The following is a 15871-nucleotide window of genomic DNA, read 5'->3' as shown; positions in this document are numbered from 1 at the left end:
GAACAGAGGAACAGCCCATGGAAGAGAGCTTGCTCGCTGAAGGGTGGGACCACTTTTCTTTGTATAGGGCGCAGCCCGATACCGAAGCGCAGCCTGCGGCCACACGGAGTGTGGCTGTGGGCGGAGCAATAGGCGCCAGCCGCGAGGTGCACGTTGGGTTGCGAAACTCGGTGTCAGACACCGAGTTTCGCCTCAAAAAAAGGGCCTAATCTGGCCCTTTCTATCATTAATGCGGGTGTTTGATTTCCTGGTGTTCATGAGGGTGCTCGTGACTGTGATTGTGTTTGTCTTCATGATCCCGATCTCTGGCGCAGTCACGGGCTGTGCCCACCAGGATGTCTAGGGCGTGCTCCAGGGACTGCAGAAGAACCTCGAGATTCTCCGCGACGGCTTTTGGGCTTCCGGGAAGGTTTACAATCAGCGTTCTGCCCCGAATTCCGGCTGCGGCGCGAGAGAGCATGCCGCGGGGTGTGATCTCCATGCTGCGTCGGCGCATGGCTTCGGGAATGCCTGGGACCTCCCTGTCAATGACATCTTTTGTCGCCTCGGGCGTAAAATCTCTGGGTGAAAAGCCGGTGCCGCCAGTGGTCAGGATGAGGTCGATCTCACCTGAATCGCTGAGGCGTCTCAAATGCGCCGCGATTTCATCCCATTCATCCGCCACGAGGATAGATTCCGCGATTTCGTAGCCTTCAGTCTGCATAGTGGCACGGATCAGGTCGCCGCTGGCGTCTTCGCGTTCGCCTTTGGCGCCTTTGTCACTGGCAGTCAGAACGGCTATGCGGTATGCGGTTTTTGTAGACATAAAAAGCCTCCTTATAGGGTGAAAAGCGGTATGGTTTATTTTGAGCGAATAGAATATTTTGACTTCAAGTCTATTATACCTTACGTTGTCCAAGTTTTTTAAGTAATTTATATGGTCGGTGAACGTGGCTCAAAGGTTGTCGTTGAACAGTTTGTCAACTGTTCACAAGCAGTCGCTATATTTTTTGGAGAATAACGCCTTTACATTCCGGTGGACCTATAATAAAATTCAATTAAGATGGAAGTAGGTGTCTGACACCAATTTCCTAATGGTTTATCAAGGAGGCTCGACTCATGAAACCCATTCGTCCGCTGATCGAAATAGAAGAGGCTAAGGCCATTATACGCAAGTGTTTTTCTGAGCGTCCGGTCAAAACAGAACGCGTGACCCTGTTTGAGGCGTTAGGCCGGTATCTCGCAAGCGATTTGGTGGCGGATCAGGATATGCCGCCATTTGATAAATCTACGGTGGATGGCTACGCAGTAAAAACCGCAGTGATCTCAAAGCTGTTTGAAGATCCGAAGACCCTTACAGAGGGTATGCCAGCCCTCAAGCTGATTGGCGAAGTCATGATGGGTGCTGAAGCGGCGCTGCCTGAAAGCACTAATGAAGCTAACTGCGTCTACATCCCTACAGGAGGTTTTTTGCCCGATGTTTATGACGCCGTAGTCAAAATTGAAGAGACCGTACAAAACGGTGATCAAATTCTATTCAAAAACCTGGCTAAAACGGATCTATCACCTGCATTCCATATCCTTCCCCTTCAGTCCGGCAGCAACATTATCCGAAAAGGTGAAGATGTCAAGACGGGCGAAAAAATCATCAAAAGGGGCAGGCGTTTGACCCGCTATGATCTAGGCGTGCTGGGCATGCTGGGCTTTAACGAGGTCGAGGTGATTGTGCCGCCGAGCCTGTCGATCGCCACAACTGGTGACGAGCTGGTGGACATTGATGCTCCTCTCAGCCCCGGAAAGATCAGGGACATCAACGGCACTGTTCTGGCAGGCATAGCCCGTGAGTGGGGGCTTGGGCCGGTGAAGCTGACACGCCTGGAAGATACCTACGAAGCGGTTGAGAATTACATTAAAAGTGAAATCGATCAGTGTGATCTCCTGATCACCTCGGGCGGCAGCAGCGTTGGAAAGAAGGACTACATCCCGGCAGTTGTTGAAAGTTTGTCGGATGAGGGGCTTCTCTTTCACGGCATGAACATCAAGCCAGGAAAGCCTATTGGCGTCGCCGCCATGAATGGGAAGCCGATCGTTTTGCTCCCCGGCAATCCCGTCTCAACGGTCGTCGGATTCATAGTGCTTGTCAGTGAGCTGATCAACCAGTTTGGCTTTGACATTCATCACCCCTTTTGCTACGCTGAGCTGAAAGAGACCATCGGCCCGGAAGATGGGCGGACGACCTTTCACATGGTCAGACTCACCGAAGGTGAGGGGGCAATGACGGCCATGCCGCTCAGGGGTAAATCCGGCCTGATCACCTACATAGCCAACGCGGACGGCTATGTCATAGCGCCGCTTGAAGGCGGTACAGTCAAGGCTGGCGAACAGGTCAAGGTGTTTTTGCTTTAGTGGCTTTGGACCAGTCAATTTTGACGGCTTGACCACCGAAGTAATGAGATGGGAGGTGTCCCGTGCAGGACGCTTATGGAAGAACAATACGCTATTTGAGAATTTCGGTGACGGACCGCTGCAATTTGCGCTGCCGTTATTGCATGCCTCCAACCGGGATGCCGGCCAAGCTGGACCATGATAAAATTTTACGGAACGAGGAAATAGTCGAAGTAGCCCGCGTGGCAGCGAGCCTCGGCATTGACAAAATACGTTTGACAGGTGGGGAACCCCTGGTCAGAAAGGGCATCGTAGACCTGGTAGCGGAGCTCGCGGCTATACCAGGCATCAAGGACCTGGCCATGACGACCAACGCCGTGATGCTGGACACCATGGCTGAGCCGTTGAAGGCGGCGGGGCTGCGGCGCATCAATGTGTCGCTGGATACGCTGAATCCGGAGCGCTTCAAGGAAATGACCCGGGGCGGAGACCTCAACAGGGTACTAAAAGGTCTTGAAGAGGCTGAGCGCGTGGGCATATGGCCCATCCGCGTCAACAGTGTCCTGATTGGCGGAGAAAACGAGTCTGAGATTCGGGAACTGGCAGAGCTCACGCGAAGCAAGGGCTATGACGTCCGGTTTATAGAGCTGATGCCTATAGGTGAGGCCGCAGCCTGGACGGAAGAGCATTTTATTTCCACGGACCGGGTTCTGGAGATCCTCCCTGAATTGGTACCGGACATAGCAAAGGCCCATGATGGACCGGCGCGCTATTTCAGATTGCCGGGGGCAAGCGGTCGAATTGGCCTGATCCAGCCTATTTCCTGCAACTTTTGCGCGGACTGTGACCGCATCCGTTTGACGGCAGACGGTAAAATCAAGCCTTGCCTGCATTCTGATAAAGAGATTGATTTACTCGCGGCCCTGCGTGCCGGTGAGGACCTTGCTCCGATCATCCGCGAGGCCGTCGGGCTGAAACCGGAAAAGCATCACATGGAAGAAAGTGATTATGTGCCAATTGTTCGCGGCATGTATAAAATAGGAGGATAACATGGCGAAAATCAGATCCGTCAACATCAGCGAAAAGAAGGGCACAATCAAAACGCCCATTGAATCCGGACGTTTCGAGCTCAACCTGGGACTGGTGGGCGACGCGCACAGCGGTTCATGGCACAGAATGGTCAGTCTTCTGGCTGAAGAGAGCATTGAAAAGGTCCGCCAGATGGGTCTTCCGGAGCTGAAAGCCGGCGATTTCGCCGAAAATCTGACGACAGAGGGCATAGTCCTCCACACTCTTCCTATTGGTACCCAGCTGCGGATTGGTCAGACCCTTATGGAAGTCACCCAGATTGGCAAGGAATGCCACGCAGGGTGCGAGATCCGCAACAAGGTTGGAGACTGCGTCATGCCACGGGAGGGAATCTTCTGCAGGGTGCTTGAAGCAGGGGACGTTAAAGCGGGCGATGACATTACCATCGAGATAGAAGGACTCAAAAAACTATAGGACTGAACAGGGCGGAAGCCCTGTTTTTTTTGAGGTAAACTGGGTGTCAGACACCCAGTTTACCTTCCTTCCTTTTTGTTGGCGTATCCGGCTCAACCTATGGTAAAATTAAACCGGTAAAATCATCTCTTTAAATCTGGAGGTCAACATGACTGAATATAATATGAATCTTGAATACTATGAAAACCGGGCCGCGGACATGACCGTAAAGCTGCTGGAAAAACTGGGCACACAAGAGGTCAGAACCATGGCAGCCCTGTGTGAACTCACAAGCTTTAAAATTGGCGGACCTGCCGACTTGTTGATACAACCTGCTTCTGTGGAGAATGTCGCTGCTGCGCTGGAGCTGCTTAGAGCTGATACATACCCTTTCATGGTCATCGGCAACGGGAGCAATCTCCTGTTCTCAGACAAAGGGTACCGGGGGGCTATTCTTAGAATCGCGGACAATCTGACGCGGGTGGAGATCGAGGGGACACAGGTGACTGCTGAGGCGGGCATTCTGCTTTCAAAGCTGGCGAGCCAGTTCCTGGAAAGTGAACTTGCCGGCTTCGAATTTGCTTCCGGCATACCGGGCACGCTTGGTGGGGCAGTCTACATGAACGCCGGCGCCTACGACGGTGAAATGAAAGATGTTGTGGATTGGGCAGAAGTGCTTATGCCTGATGGGAGGGTCGAAAGGCTCAGCAATGCTGAACTGGGTTTTTCCTACCGCCACAGCCGGATCATGGAGGCGGGCGGAATTGTCCTTCGTGTTGGTCTTAAGCTGAACCGGGGTATGTATAAGGATATCAAGGCGAAGACGGACGACCTGACCGAAAAGCGTACCTCAAAGCAGCCTCTGGAGAAAGCCAGTGCCGGCAGTACTTTTAAACGGCCGGCGGGGTATTTCGCGGGGAAACTCATTGAAGACGCCGGTCTGAGAGGACTTTCATATGGAAAGGCTCAGGTGAGTCCGAAGCACTGCGGGTTTATTGTCAACAACGGTGGCGCTACGGCAGAGGAAGTGCTCCATCTCATCAATGTCGTCCGGAAAACGGTGCGGGATACCTTTGGGGTCGAACTTGAGCCTGAGGTACGCATTATTCCGGAGATCCCTGTGACTTTGGTATAGGGTGAGTGGTGGACTGTGGGACCATCGGCAAAATTCTTTGGAAATAGCCGGGAAACCGCATTGTCGCCTCATAAGGAGGGACTGAACGTGATCAGAATTTACGCGGATTATCATACACACACGACTTACAGCGACGGCAAGGGCTCCATTGAGGACAACGTGCGGGCGGCTGTGGCCAGGGGCCTGAAAATCCTGGCTATCAGCGACCACGGACCCCAGCACCTGACTTACGGCATCAAGAGGAAAAAGTACGCGGAGATGCGTGGAATCATTGATGAAATGAACGCCAAGTATCCCATGATCCAGACACTTCTGGGCCTCGAGGCCAATGTCATGGACGCGGACGGGCGGCTGGACGTGGACGAGGGCATGCTGCGCATGGCGGACGTGCTGCTCGCGGGTTACCATTTTGGAAGCCTCAGCGGAGATCTGAAGGGCACCAGCGCCCTTCACAGGCTCAACTTTGAGGGACGGCTGTCCAGGAAAGCGGCGGAGAAGGCCAAAGAACTGAATACCAAGGCCATGATCAAGGCCATGCACAACTACGACATCAAGATCCTGACCCACCCGGGTGCCAAAGGGGCCATTGAGATCATGCCTGTGGCGGAGGCGGCCATTGCGACCCACACGGCGCTGGAAATCAACGCGAACCGCCACGGCCATCTGACTTTTGAAGATCTATTGATGCTGCGAAGCAGCGCTTGTCTTTTTGCGATCAATTCGGATGCCCACCGCCCGGAAATGATCGGGCGATTTGAGCCGGCCATAGAGCGGGCGCTCAGGGCGAAGATTCCATGCAATAGAATTATAAATTGCCTGAAGTCGGATGAAGAACCTGAAGCGTCAGAGGGTGTCAAAGAACCGGAAAAGGCGGGTGAGGTCTAATGGCGGTGAATCCTGGCGCAGCTATGCGCTACGTTATAGTCACCGGCTTGTCAGGGGCCGGCCGCAGTCAGGCCATGAAAGCCTTTGAGGACATGGGCTGGTATTGTGTTGACAATATGCCGCCGGCGCTGATCCCGCAGTTTGCGGAGCTGGTAAAGAACCAGTCGGAGCCAATCGAGCGGGCGGCCCTGGTTGCGGACATTCGGGGCGGGCGCTTTTTTGACGATCTCGAAAACGGGATCGAGAGTCTCAGACAAACGGGGGCATCCGTGCAGATCCTGTTTTTGGAGGCCTCGACGGCGGAGCTGATCAAGCGGTTCAAGGAAACACGGCGCACGCATCCCATCAATCCAACGGGGAGCATCGAGGCCGGCATAGAAATGGAACGGGAGCGCCTGGAGGCGATTCGCGCCAGTGCGGATAAGATCATCGATACGACGCAGAAGACTATAGGTCAATTCAGGACTGAGATTCAGAAGGCATTTGAGCCGGAGGAGATCGAGGACAGCATGAGCATCTCGATCCAGACTTTTGGTTTCAAGCGCGGGATCCCCCTGGACGCGGACCTGGTCTTCGACGTGCGGATGCTGCCGAATCCCTTTTACATTGCTGAGCTCCGGAACCTGACGGGCAATGACGCCGAGGTTCAAGACTACGTCATGAAATTTCAGGACAGTTTGTCCTATTACGAACGGCTTCTCGACATGGTCGAGTTCCTCATTCCGCTGTGCATCAAAGAAAAACGGGCTCAGCTCGTGGTGGCGATTGGCTGTACCGGTGGCCAGCACCGCTCTGTGACTTTTGGAAACCTTCTCGCGCATACCCTTAAAGAGCGCGGCAGAACGGTGGCAGTTTACCACCGGGAGCTGAGCGGTCAATGATCAGGGCATCAGAGCTAAATAAACTTGAGCCGATGGTTCCGCGATCAGACCTCAAAATCGTGGCAATCGGCGGCGGCAGCGGACTCTCGATTTTGCTGCGGGGACTGAAGCAGGTGACGCGGGACGTCGTGGCGGTCGTCGCCATGTCGGATGACGGCGGCGGATCCGGCGTCCTTCGTGAGGACCTGGGCATGCTGCCACCGGGGGATATCCGAAGCTGCATTGTCGCGCTCGCGAATCAGGAGCCTGTACTGCTGGACCTGCTCAACTACCGCTTTAAAGATGGCAACCTCAGCGGTCAGAATCTGGGGAATTTGATGATTGCAGCTTTGAGTGACATCTCCAACAGCTTTGAGGAAGCGATCCGGCTCATTCACGAGATCTTCGCGGTAACGGGCCGGGTTCTGCCGGTGACGCTGGAGGATGTGCGGTTGAAGGCAATGCTGTCCGACGGCTCGGTGGTGGAAGGGGAGTCTAAGATTCCGATTCAGTCCGCTGCAGCAGGACTCAGAATTGAGCGCGTTTCCATGGTGCCTGAGAAGCCGAAGGCTCTGGATGAGGTGCTGACAAGCATCGCTGAGGCGGATGTCATAGTAATGGGGCCAGGGAGCCTCTACACCAGTATTTTGCCAAATCTCCTGGTGGACGGTGTCGCTGAGGCGATTAAAAGTTCCCACGCACCCAAGGTTTTTGTGGTCAACCTCATGTCCCAAAGAGGCGAGACGGATGGGTACAGGTTGTCGGATTATTATAAGGCGCTCGAAGCCCACACCGGGCCCGGGCTGGTGACCCACGTGCTGTTCAACAATGCCATCATTGATGAGTCCATAGTCGCGCGGTATGAGGCAGAGCGGGCTTCGCCGGTTCGGATGACTGCTGCGGACAGGGTTTATTTTGAAGAGCGGGGCATTGAGATTTTGCTGGATGACTTTGTCGAAGTGGTGAAGGGCTACATACGCCATGACGCGCTAAAAGTCGCGCAGCGCTTGGAAGCGCTGGTGGATATTAAGATTTACCATCATGGGGAGTAAGTGAACCCAAGGTGATTTTGTGGAGATAGAGTCGGTGCCGGCAGTTGCGGGTGCCGGCTTTTTTTTAGTGGAAATAAAGGGCGGAAGTGAGGGTCTGAGGTGGAAGAGGGTGGTCGATAAGCGAAACCGCTGATGCCCTCGTCCACCCTTCTTACGAGACTTTTCCAACCTGGCCGCTAATCGCATAAATGATTCGGAGAGGCATAAGGGGGGTATGCACTTATTATCTTCTGGTATTTTTAGACGTGACGTTAATGTTTTGAGCATTTATTACAAACACTATGCTGGGGCATATCGATTTTCTTCACATAGAATTGGACAAGGAGGTTTACTTATGCATGTAGGACTTTTATATACACCCGCTGACGTTGAGAAAAAAAGGGATAGCTCCATTGACCCTCACGGTTCCGAGCAAATGGATCTGACGGTCAAAGCTATTGAAAAAGCCTTGATGGACAATGGGCACGAGGTGACGCGTATTCCGGCGACGCTGGACCTTCTCAAAGATATAAAAGCGATCGAAGGCATGGAAATAATCTTCAATGCCTGTACCGGCATCACCAATAAAATGCAGCAGGCCAATGTTGTGGGGATGCTGGAGCTCATGGAGGTGCCGTTTGTAGGTTCGAGTCTGTCCACGCACATTCTCGGGCTTCACAAGCACATCAGCAAGAGGCTGTTTCAGAGTGTTGGCGTTCCGACAGCAAATTTTCAGGTGTTTTACACAGGCAAAGAGCCCGTGGAGGCTTCCCTCAAATATCCGCTGATCATCAAGCCTGAGCATGAGGGTTCAAGTCTGGGGATTACTGAGGATAGTGTTGTTCATGATGAAGAGTCACTTAGAAAAGGTCTTCAAAAAATATTCAAACTTTTTAATCAGCCTGCTTTGGTGGAGGAATTTATCACTGGCAGAGAGTTTACCGTTGGCGTGCTCGGAAATGATGACCCGGAGGTGTTGCCAATTCAGGAAATTATTTATGACACCTCAGATGGAACGGGCTTTATGACTGTGGATATCAAGGCCAGAGATGCTGTAGGCGTTAAATGCCCAGCCGACTTGGATGAGGGTACGGCGGCCAAGATTAAGGACTATGCCGCCAAGGCTTATAAAGCCCTTGGATGTGATGAATACGCGCGCATTGACGTTAGGTTAGATGCGGAAGGGACACCTTATTTTCTTGAGATCAATACCCTGCCTGGGATGCAGCCGGACTACAGCGACTTTCCAAGGGTGGCGAAAGCAGCAGGTTATACCTATGAATCATTGATTCAAAAAATGGTGGTCATGGCATTCACAAAAAACAAGGAGAAATAGTTGATTAATTAAGGCAGAAGGAGGGGTTTAATGAGCGGTTTACCTGTTGAGTTAATGTATCTCCTGGCGTTGCTCGGGACGATTATAGTGTTTTTCGTGCTGCTTAGACGGCCCATCTATGAAGCTATGTTCATTGGGTTTGTCGTTATGCTCGGGATCCTGGGCAAGCTCGATCAATTTTCAGCGTATTTAATCAGACCGTCAACAAACACACTGTTTTATGCTATTGTTGCGTTCCTGTCTTTAGCGTATATTTTCGGTCAGACCAATGTGGTTTCGAATATAATCGATTTCATATTGTCCATTGTTGGCCGATTCCGGGGAGGTGCCGGATATGTTTCTCTGCTCTCCAGCACGTTTATGGCAGCACTCTCCGGAACAGGTCCTGGCAACGTTGCTGCCACGGGGGTCTTTACCATTCCGGCTATGATCAAAACCAAGTTTCCGCCTGCGCTCGCCGCTACAGTCGAAATGTCTGCAAGTTCACTGGGACCTATGATTCCGCCTTCCGGCACAATTTTATTAGCCTTTGGCGTCTTGGATACCATTTACCCTGGAACCTATACCATGTCGGGTTTTTGGATGACCGTTTGGGGCATTGGCCTTTGGTTTATTTTACAGCGGGTTATAACCCTCTTTATATTCTGTAGGTACTACAAGGTATCGCCGGTGCCATCCGAGGAAATCCCTAAAACACTGGATACCTTGAAGAAGGGCTGGAAAGCTTTGCTGGTCCCGGTCATTATCTTCCTGCCGTTGTTCATTGATTTCAAGTTTGGTCCAACGTGGATTACCGACAGAATTGGCAAGGAAGGCGCCAGTGCGTTTTCAAGCTCGGTAATTCTGTTTACGCCAGGCGTGGCGGCCATTTATACCTTGGTGATCAGTATGAATGAAACCAAAGAAAGGCTGTCGCTGGGTCATCTGTTTCAAATGTTCAGAAAGGCCATGCTGCATATTGCCCCTGTAGCCGCAACGGTTTATTTTGCCTACTGTATTTCCTATGTTTTCGGTGATGCCAAGGTAGGCGCGGCGCTCGGGGAATACATACATCAGATGGAATTGACACGCTTTCAGCTAGTGATTTTCATTCCTATAATGACCATGTTTCTTGGCATGTTTCTTCCTGGGTCTTCGCAGATTGCAATTTTCGGTGCAGCGATTGTGGGCGGCCTCGTTGCCGTCGGCGTCAACCCGCTGCTGGCAGCCGCCATATTGCCAGCAATAACCGGTGCGATGGAGGGTATGACGCCGCCGCTTGCCCTTGCCATGTATGCTGCCATGGGGATTGCACAATCGAGAATGCGGGAAACGTCGATTCTGGCTTTGGTCTGGATCGCGGTGCACCTTATGGTCTCCATATTGGTTTTGGGCGGATTATTTCCGATTTTCTTTTTATAGGAGGTCCTTAGATGAAAACAAAGATTGAGAAGGTTGTCAGTGCCATTTTCAGCATCTCTATTTTGATTGCGATTATGGGTGGCGGGATCGTTTTTCTAATGTTTGCTGCGGCGTTGATTGTGGGTGGAGATACTGGGGTTGGCATTGCTGTCAGCGCTAAGAATACAGTTATGCCTTATTTTATTCGCGTCGCGACCATCGGCACACTGGCGGGTTTGGTTTCTTTTTATCTGACGGGGCTGCATGCGTTGTTTATCGAGAAGAAAATTAAGCGGTCACATTGAGTGTTATGGATTATAAAGTGTCCGGAGTAAAAAGGTCTCTTATTGGAGGCCTTTTTTGCTGCGCTCATTTGTCTGGTCGAGTGTCATGAGTCAAAATTAACTTAGTCTCGTCATATCAAAGCTCACTTCAACAGATTGAAAAAGCTTTTAAGAGCTGATTTTTAGCGGCGCTGACGATTGGGATCGATAGTCAAAAGTTCACAATTTAAAAGAATGAGTTAAAAACAACTCATTATAATTCAAAAAGCTTCGAAACTTTGAATTTGCATGCGGTGCAGAAAAAATCCGGCGAGTCGAAACTGACTTATCACCTTTGACGCACGACTTGACTTAATCTCAATAGAGCGATAAACAGTCTGCGAATTAGTTGTTTTGTTGTATTTTTAGTTCTAAACCTGGAGATTATTTAAAAAATAGTTTCGATTTATGGCACAAGAATTGCGTAGTAATATGTCAAACAACCAGATACCACACTAAATTAGCGTAAATATCAGTCACACTGGGAGGAAGTCACATGCAAAATAATACAGCACCCATAAAACTTGAACGCTCCATCAGCTTTATTGGATTCCTTGGCATGGGCATTGGCTGTGTATTTGGTTCCTCCTGGCTTCTGATGACCGGGATCTGGATGACGGCGTCGGGCGGTCCTGTCAATGCGCTGCTGGCCTTTGTCCTTGGCCTGGTGATGCTTCTGGTTATGGCTTCCTCCTATACCCGGATCATGCCAATGTTTCCGGAAGGCGGGGGAGAGATGCATTATGCAGGCCGCGCTTTTGGCGCGCGTGCGGCGCTCGTCGCAGGATGGTGTGGGTTTCTGGTCAATGGCGTGATCTGCGCCTGGCAGACACTGGCCATAGTCAAAATGCTCTATGTTCTCTTTCCGCCGCTGGAGGGCCGAAATGTCCTGTATTCGGTCGGCGGCCAGCCGGTGACACTTTGGGCTGTTCTGATCGGGATCGCGCTTGTTTTCGGTATTGCATGGACGCAGTACCGCGGCACAAAATTTTTTTCCAGGGTTCAAGTCGTCCTTATGGCTATTGTCATCACCATGGTGGTGGGGGCATTTATAGCTGGCATGCTTTTCTTTGATCCACAAAATTTATCACCACTGGCAGTCAAGCCGACTTTTGACGGCACGATCTCGCTGCTGGTGCTCCTGCCCTTTTCCATAGCCGGTTGGGAAAACATCTCAAAAGGCGTGGAGGAAGCCAGTGCGAGCCTCAGCGTCAAGCGGATCGGGCAGGCCATGATGCTGTCCATCCTCATTTCCACCTTGTTGTATGGCGCGCTGCTGTTCCTTCAGGCGGGCCTGATGCCTTGGCAGGAGATGTCATCAACGTCCATTCCCTTTTCGGACAGTCTGGTCAGACTTACCGGTGTGCCTGCAATTAAAGGCATCCTGCTGTCAGCTGCTGTTTTAAATATTATTGGCGTTTTTAACGGCATGTTCTTTGGGGCAGTACGATCCTTGTATGCCCTTGGGAAGGCTGGCCTGATTCCCCGTTTTTTTGCCGCGGTTCATCCTGTTTACAAGACCCCGGGCAATGCAATCCTGTTCGTCACTCTAATCATTGGCATTACCCCGTTTTTAGGGAGTTCGGTGTTTGCTGCTCTAGTCAACTTAGCCGCGTTTTTCTACATCCTTTTATGGGGGTCGACCGTATTTTCCGCCCATCACCTCAGAAAGCATTCTGCCGATGGTCAGCCGCAGTCCTTCCACACCAGAATCCTTGATTTCGTGGGAATTGGCGTGGTGTTTTTCCTCACTCTGGCCATGCTGCTGCCATCCAGCCCGGGCGCCCTGCGTTGGCCTGCGGAATACGCGCTGCTGGCTCTGATGATTGGATCAGGATTTCTGTTCTATGCCGCACGTCCCAAAGATGAAAAAATTCACGGTAAAGAGGCTGCGGACAGTTCGTGAGTATTCAGACTGTAAAGTTGGAAGTGCTAGATAGGCCAGCGACCGCTGAGATGGAAGAAGGTGTCTGACACCTTCTTCCAAAGTCACGGGAATGGAAGTTGGTGTCAGACACCTTCTTCCACATCTACATCATTAATCACAAGAGAGGTGTTCGTTTATGTCAGAAAGAGTTGAAGTTCTAAAAGACAAAAAGAAATTCACGATGCCCCACGCTTATGTCATTCTATTAATGATCATTGTTTTATGCACTGCCTTAACCTGGGTTATGCCCGCCGGGACATTTGAACGTGTTGAAGATCCTACCCTTGGAAGAGAGCTTGTAGTTCCGGGCAGCTATCATTCCGTCGAAGCCAGCCCAATTGGCGTATGGGGCTTTTTTATGGCGATCTATACGGGTATGGTCAACGCGGGTGAAATTATTTTCTTTGTCATCTTCGCCTCTGCTTATGTCTTTTTGCTCATGAAGACCGGGACGTTGAATGCTATGGTTGGCGCTGTTCTCAGATCACTTGGCTCGCGGGATTACTTATTGATCCCAATTTTCGTTTTCCTTTTCGGCATAGCGGGCAGTACCTTTGGCATGTACGAAGAGACTTATGGGTTGATTCCCGCTTTTGTCGTCATTGCGATTACGCTGGGGTACGACCGTCTCATAGGCGGAGGTATGGTGTTTATTGGAGTCGCGACGGGCTTTGCGGCGGCGACGATTAATCCTTTTACCATCGGCATAGCCAGCAGTATTGCTGGGATTCCTCTGATGACGCCCAAAATGACCATCTTCCGGATCGTCGCATTTATATTGTTCATGTCGCTTTCTTCCGGATATATGATGTGGTATGCGGCGAAGATCAGAAAGGATCCAACCAAGAGCATTCTTTACGGTGAACCCCAGAGGGAAATCAAAGGCACCATGACCCGGGAAGAAGTGGTCGGCATGCCTTTCACGGTTCGACAAAAAGTGACGCTTGCAGGCTTTATCCTGCTGATTGGGTTGATCGCCTTCACGGTCAGTATGTACGGCTTCTATCTGCAGGAGCTGGCTGCTATGTTCCTCATTGCTATGATTCTCACGGGCATTATTAATAAGATGAATTCCAGACAAATTGCGGAATCCTTCGTCGAGTCCGCGGAGGCGTCCATTTATGGTTTGCTGCTGATTGGCCTGTCGCGATCCATCGAAGTCATCATGTCTCAGGCTAATATCATCGACACAGCGGTATTGTATCTCTCCAACATGATCCAGGCGCTCCCGCAGAGTGTGACTGCAGTGGGCATGCTGGTGGTTCAAAATCTGATCAATTTCTTTATTCCTTCCGGTTCCGGTCAAGCAGTGGTCATGATGCCAATCATGGCGCCTCTGGCAGATGTTGTAGGGCTCAGCAGGGAAGTGGCGGTTACAGCCTTCCAATTTGGAGATGGCTTCTCTAATATGTTCTGGCCGACCAGTGTTGCAGTGGAATGTGGCATCATTGGCATTGGTATGAATAAATGGTATCGTTTTATTACACCGTTATTCTTAATGATGTTCTCGCTGCAGGCGATCTTAATGGTGGTTGCGGTGGCTATAGGACTTTAGCGACTGAACGGTGTATTTAGGGCACGTGAAAGGTGTGGATAATTCATGTCGAAGCAATTGGAAGTAGAGGCTCATCTTCAGCATCCGGTGTTTCACTTTTTCAGGGAAATTTCAGCCATTCCGAGAGAGTCCGGTCATGAAAGGGCGATCAGTGATTATTTGGTGTCCTTTGGTAGAGCGAGGGGACTTGAAACTTTGCAAGATGAGGTTCTGAATGTTATTTTGAAAAAACCGGCTTCTCCGGGATATGAGAACGCGCCGGCAGTGATTATACAAGGTCACATGGATATGGTGTGCGAGAAAAACAAGGGCATAAGTCATGATTTTCAAAATGATCCGTTGAAACTGAGAGTGGAGGGCGAAATGCTCTACGCCACGGATACTACCCTTGGTGCTGACAATGGCGTCGCTTTGGCCTATGGGTTGGCGCTCCTGGATGACAAGACGCTGGCGCATCCGGCACTGGAGGTCGTCTTTACGACCGAGGAGGAGACGACGTTCCTTGGGGCAAATGCGTTGGAGGCCAGTCACTTTATGGGGAAGATCCTGATCAATCTGGATTCTGAAGAGGACGACGCTTTGCTCGTCAGCAGCGCCGGAGGTGTTGGGATTGGGCTGACGCTGCAGGTGGAATGGGTGGAGGTAGAAAAGGAGCAAGTGCCTATACGACTGAGTGTCAAAGGTCTTCAAGGTGGTCACTCCGGAATGGAAATAGATAAATGGCGCGGAAATGCTATAAAGCTTCTGGGACGTGTGCTGCAGGAACTTGTAGCCCGGCAAGGCTTTGGACTTGCCTACCTGGAGGGAGGATCTCAGCGTAACGCAATTTCAAGAGAAGCAGAAGCGGTTTTGATGGTTCCCGTGGAGGCGATCGAGCGGTTTGAGAAGTGGGCATCAGAGCTTCAGGAGGCGCTTCGGCAGGAATTTTACTTAAAGGATCCAAAACTTCGGCTGGAGTGGGTTCGGGACGAAGCGTGGCTGGGGGAGGGTGACCATCGGCAGATCATGAACTGTGAGAGCGCCGTTAAAGTGATGCAGGCCATTACATTGATACCGGATGGCGTTCACACCATGAGCGCGGAGATGAGGGGACTCGTGGAGAGCTCTTCCAATCTGGGATTGCTGAGGACGACGGAGACGGGCGTTTACTTTGAAAATGAAGTCAGGAGCGCGGTCAGAAGCCAGAAGTCTGTCTTGATGAGTCGGTTTGAAGCGTTGGCGGATTTGCTAGGGGCGGTCTGGGACAGCTTTGAAGCTTATCCTGAGTGGCCGATTGATCCAAGCTCCAAAATTCGCACCCTCTGTGAGCAAGTGTACGAGCGGATGTATGGGTCTAAACCCAGAATTGTGGCTTGTCATGCCGGGATAGAGTGCGGTATGTTCATTGAAAAGATTGAAGGTTTGGACGCAATATCGATTGGGCCTCAGTTGTATGATGTGCACAATCCGAATGAGCATTTCAGCATACCGTCAGTGATCAAGACCTGGGAATATCTGGTTGAGGTTCTGAAGGCGATTGGATGAATGGCTGAATGCAAAATAAGGGAAGAGGAAGAGGGTATTGATTTGGCCCTTCTTCCTCTTCCCTTATTC

15 protein-coding genes are annotated in these 15871 nt (G+C 51.2%); 13 read left to right on the top strand and 2 right to left on the bottom strand.

Features of this window, described 5'->3' with window-relative positions:
* Together OEL90_RS08820 and OEL90_RS08815 are read right to left on the bottom strand one after the other, a co-directional pair.
* On the bottom strand, positions 1 to 181 hold a 181-nt coding region (locus tag OEL90_RS08820), incomplete at its 3' end, for a hypothetical protein (protein ID WP_300688038.1).
* Positions 182 to 226: 45 nt separating this feature from the next.
* A complete protein-coding gene (locus OEL90_RS08815) occupies positions 227 to 805 on the bottom strand; it encodes a MogA/MoaB family molybdenum cofactor biosynthesis protein (RefSeq protein WP_300688035.1) in 579 nt (192 codons plus the stop codon).
* Between the two features lie 293 nt (positions 806 to 1098).
* Here OEL90_RS08815 and OEL90_RS08810 point away from each other — a divergent pair, with 293 nt between their 5' ends.
* The 13 genes from OEL90_RS08810 to OEL90_RS08750 all read left to right on the top strand — a co-directional run bounded on the left by OEL90_RS08810 (position 1099) and on the right by OEL90_RS08750 (position 15802).
* Positions 1099 to 2385, top strand: coding sequence for a molybdopterin molybdotransferase MoeA (locus tag OEL90_RS08810; protein WP_300688033.1), 1287 nt, complete (start codon positions 1099 to 1101; stop codon positions 2383 to 2385).
* 62 nt (positions 2386 to 2447) lie between these two features.
* Positions 2448 to 3413, top strand: coding sequence for a GTP 3',8-cyclase MoaA (gene moaA / locus OEL90_RS08805; protein WP_300688031.1), 966 nt, complete (start codon positions 2448 to 2450; stop codon positions 3411 to 3413).
* 1 nt (position 3414) lies between these two features.
* Positions 3415 to 3867, top strand: a complete 453-nt coding sequence (locus OEL90_RS08800; RefSeq protein ID WP_300688029.1) for an MOSC domain-containing protein — start codon at positions 3415 to 3417, stop codon at positions 3865 to 3867.
* 148 nt (positions 3868 to 4015) lie between these two features.
* Positions 4016 to 4981, top strand: coding sequence for a UDP-N-acetylmuramate dehydrogenase (gene murB, locus OEL90_RS08795; RefSeq protein WP_300688027.1), 966 nt, complete (start codon positions 4016 to 4018; stop codon positions 4979 to 4981).
* 87 nt (positions 4982 to 5068) lie between these two features.
* A complete protein-coding gene (locus OEL90_RS08790; RefSeq protein ID WP_300688025.1) occupies positions 5069 to 5866 on the top strand; it encodes a PHP domain-containing protein in 798 nt (265 codons plus the stop codon).
* Positions 5866 to 6747 carry an RNase adapter RapZ gene (gene rapZ, locus OEL90_RS08785; protein ID WP_331488122.1) on the top strand — a complete coding sequence of 294 codons (882 nt, stop codon included), beginning with the start codon at positions 5866 to 5868 and terminating at the stop codon, positions 6745 to 6747. The genes OEL90_RS08790 and rapZ overlap by 1 nt, the downstream gene beginning before the upstream one ends.
* Positions 6744 to 7778 (top strand): gluconeogenesis factor YvcK family protein, encoded by a 1035-nt coding sequence (locus OEL90_RS08780; RefSeq protein WP_300688023.1) that lies wholly within the window; start codon positions 6744 to 6746, stop codon positions 7776 to 7778. The genes rapZ and OEL90_RS08780 overlap by 4 nt, the downstream gene beginning before the upstream one ends.
* A gap of 334 nt (positions 7779 to 8112) precedes the next feature.
* On the top strand, positions 8113 to 9093 hold the full coding sequence (locus OEL90_RS08775) for a D-alanine--D-alanine ligase family protein (protein WP_300688021.1): 981 nt from the start codon (positions 8113 to 8115) through the stop codon (positions 9091 to 9093).
* A 30-nt stretch (positions 9094 to 9123) separates the two neighbouring features.
* Positions 9124 to 10494 (top strand): TRAP transporter large permease subunit, encoded by a 1371-nt coding sequence (locus OEL90_RS08770; RefSeq protein WP_300688019.1) that lies wholly within the window; start codon positions 9124 to 9126, stop codon positions 10492 to 10494.
* A gap of 11 nt (positions 10495 to 10505) precedes the next feature.
* On the top strand, positions 10506 to 10778 hold the full coding sequence (locus OEL90_RS08765; protein ID WP_300688017.1) for a hypothetical protein: 273 nt from the start codon (positions 10506 to 10508) through the stop codon (positions 10776 to 10778).
* A 514-nt stretch (positions 10779 to 11292) separates the two neighbouring features.
* A complete protein-coding gene (locus OEL90_RS08760) occupies positions 11293 to 12702 on the top strand; it encodes an APC family permease (RefSeq protein ID WP_300688015.1) in 1410 nt (469 codons plus the stop codon).
* Positions 12703 to 12859: 157 nt separating this feature from the next.
* Positions 12860 to 14278: a YfcC family protein gene (locus OEL90_RS08755; RefSeq protein ID WP_300688013.1), complete on the top strand. Its 1419-nt coding sequence runs from the start codon at positions 12860 to 12862 to the stop codon at positions 14276 to 14278.
* 45 nt (positions 14279 to 14323) lie between these two features.
* Entirely contained in the window at positions 14324 to 15802 is a 1479-nt protein-coding gene (locus tag OEL90_RS08750) for an aminoacyl-histidine dipeptidase (RefSeq protein ID WP_300688011.1), read from the top strand.
* Positions 15803 to 15871: the final 69 nt, after the last annotated feature.

The organism is Acidaminobacter sp., from assembly GCF_030247605.1.
In the GTDB taxonomy this organism is placed as follows: domain Bacteria; phylum Bacillota; class Clostridia; order Peptostreptococcales; family Acidaminobacteraceae; genus Acidaminobacter.
This window is presented reverse-complemented; position numbering and strand designations above follow the sequence as displayed.

Excerpts from the sequence above, each read along its gene's own strand:
- OEL90_RS08815 (WP_300688035.1), bottom strand. The coding sequence starts at position 805 with ATGTCTACAAAAACCGCATACCGCATAGCCGTTCTGACTGCCAGTGAC.
- OEL90_RS08810 (WP_300688033.1), top strand. The coding sequence starts at position 1,099 with ATGAAACCCATTCGTCCGCTGATCGAAATAGAAGAGGCTAAGGCCATT.
- OEL90_RS08800 (WP_300688029.1), top strand. The coding sequence starts at position 3,415 with ATGGCGAAAATCAGATCCGTCAACATCAGCGAAAAGAAGGGCACAATC.
- murB (WP_300688027.1), top strand. The coding sequence starts at position 4,016 with ATGACTGAATATAATATGAATCTTGAATACTATGAAAACCGGGCCGCG.
- rapZ (WP_331488122.1), top strand. The coding sequence starts at position 5,866 with ATGGCGGTGAATCCTGGCGCAGCTATGCGCTACGTTATAGTCACCGGC.
- OEL90_RS08780 (WP_300688023.1), top strand. The coding sequence starts at position 6,744 with ATGATCAGGGCATCAGAGCTAAATAAACTTGAGCCGATGGTTCCGCGA.
- OEL90_RS08775 (WP_300688021.1), top strand. The coding sequence starts at position 8,113 with ATGCATGTAGGACTTTTATATACACCCGCTGACGTTGAGAAAAAAAGG.
- OEL90_RS08770 (WP_300688019.1), top strand. The coding sequence starts at position 9,124 with ATGAGCGGTTTACCTGTTGAGTTAATGTATCTCCTGGCGTTGCTCGGG.
- OEL90_RS08765 (WP_300688017.1), top strand. The coding sequence starts at position 10,506 with ATGAAAACAAAGATTGAGAAGGTTGTCAGTGCCATTTTCAGCATCTCT.
- OEL90_RS08760 (WP_300688015.1), top strand. The coding sequence starts at position 11,293 with ATGCAAAATAATACAGCACCCATAAAACTTGAACGCTCCATCAGCTTT.
- OEL90_RS08755 (WP_300688013.1), top strand. The coding sequence starts at position 12,860 with ATGTCAGAAAGAGTTGAAGTTCTAAAAGACAAAAAGAAATTCACGATG.
- OEL90_RS08750 (WP_300688011.1), top strand. The coding sequence starts at position 14,324 with ATGTCGAAGCAATTGGAAGTAGAGGCTCATCTTCAGCATCCGGTGTTT.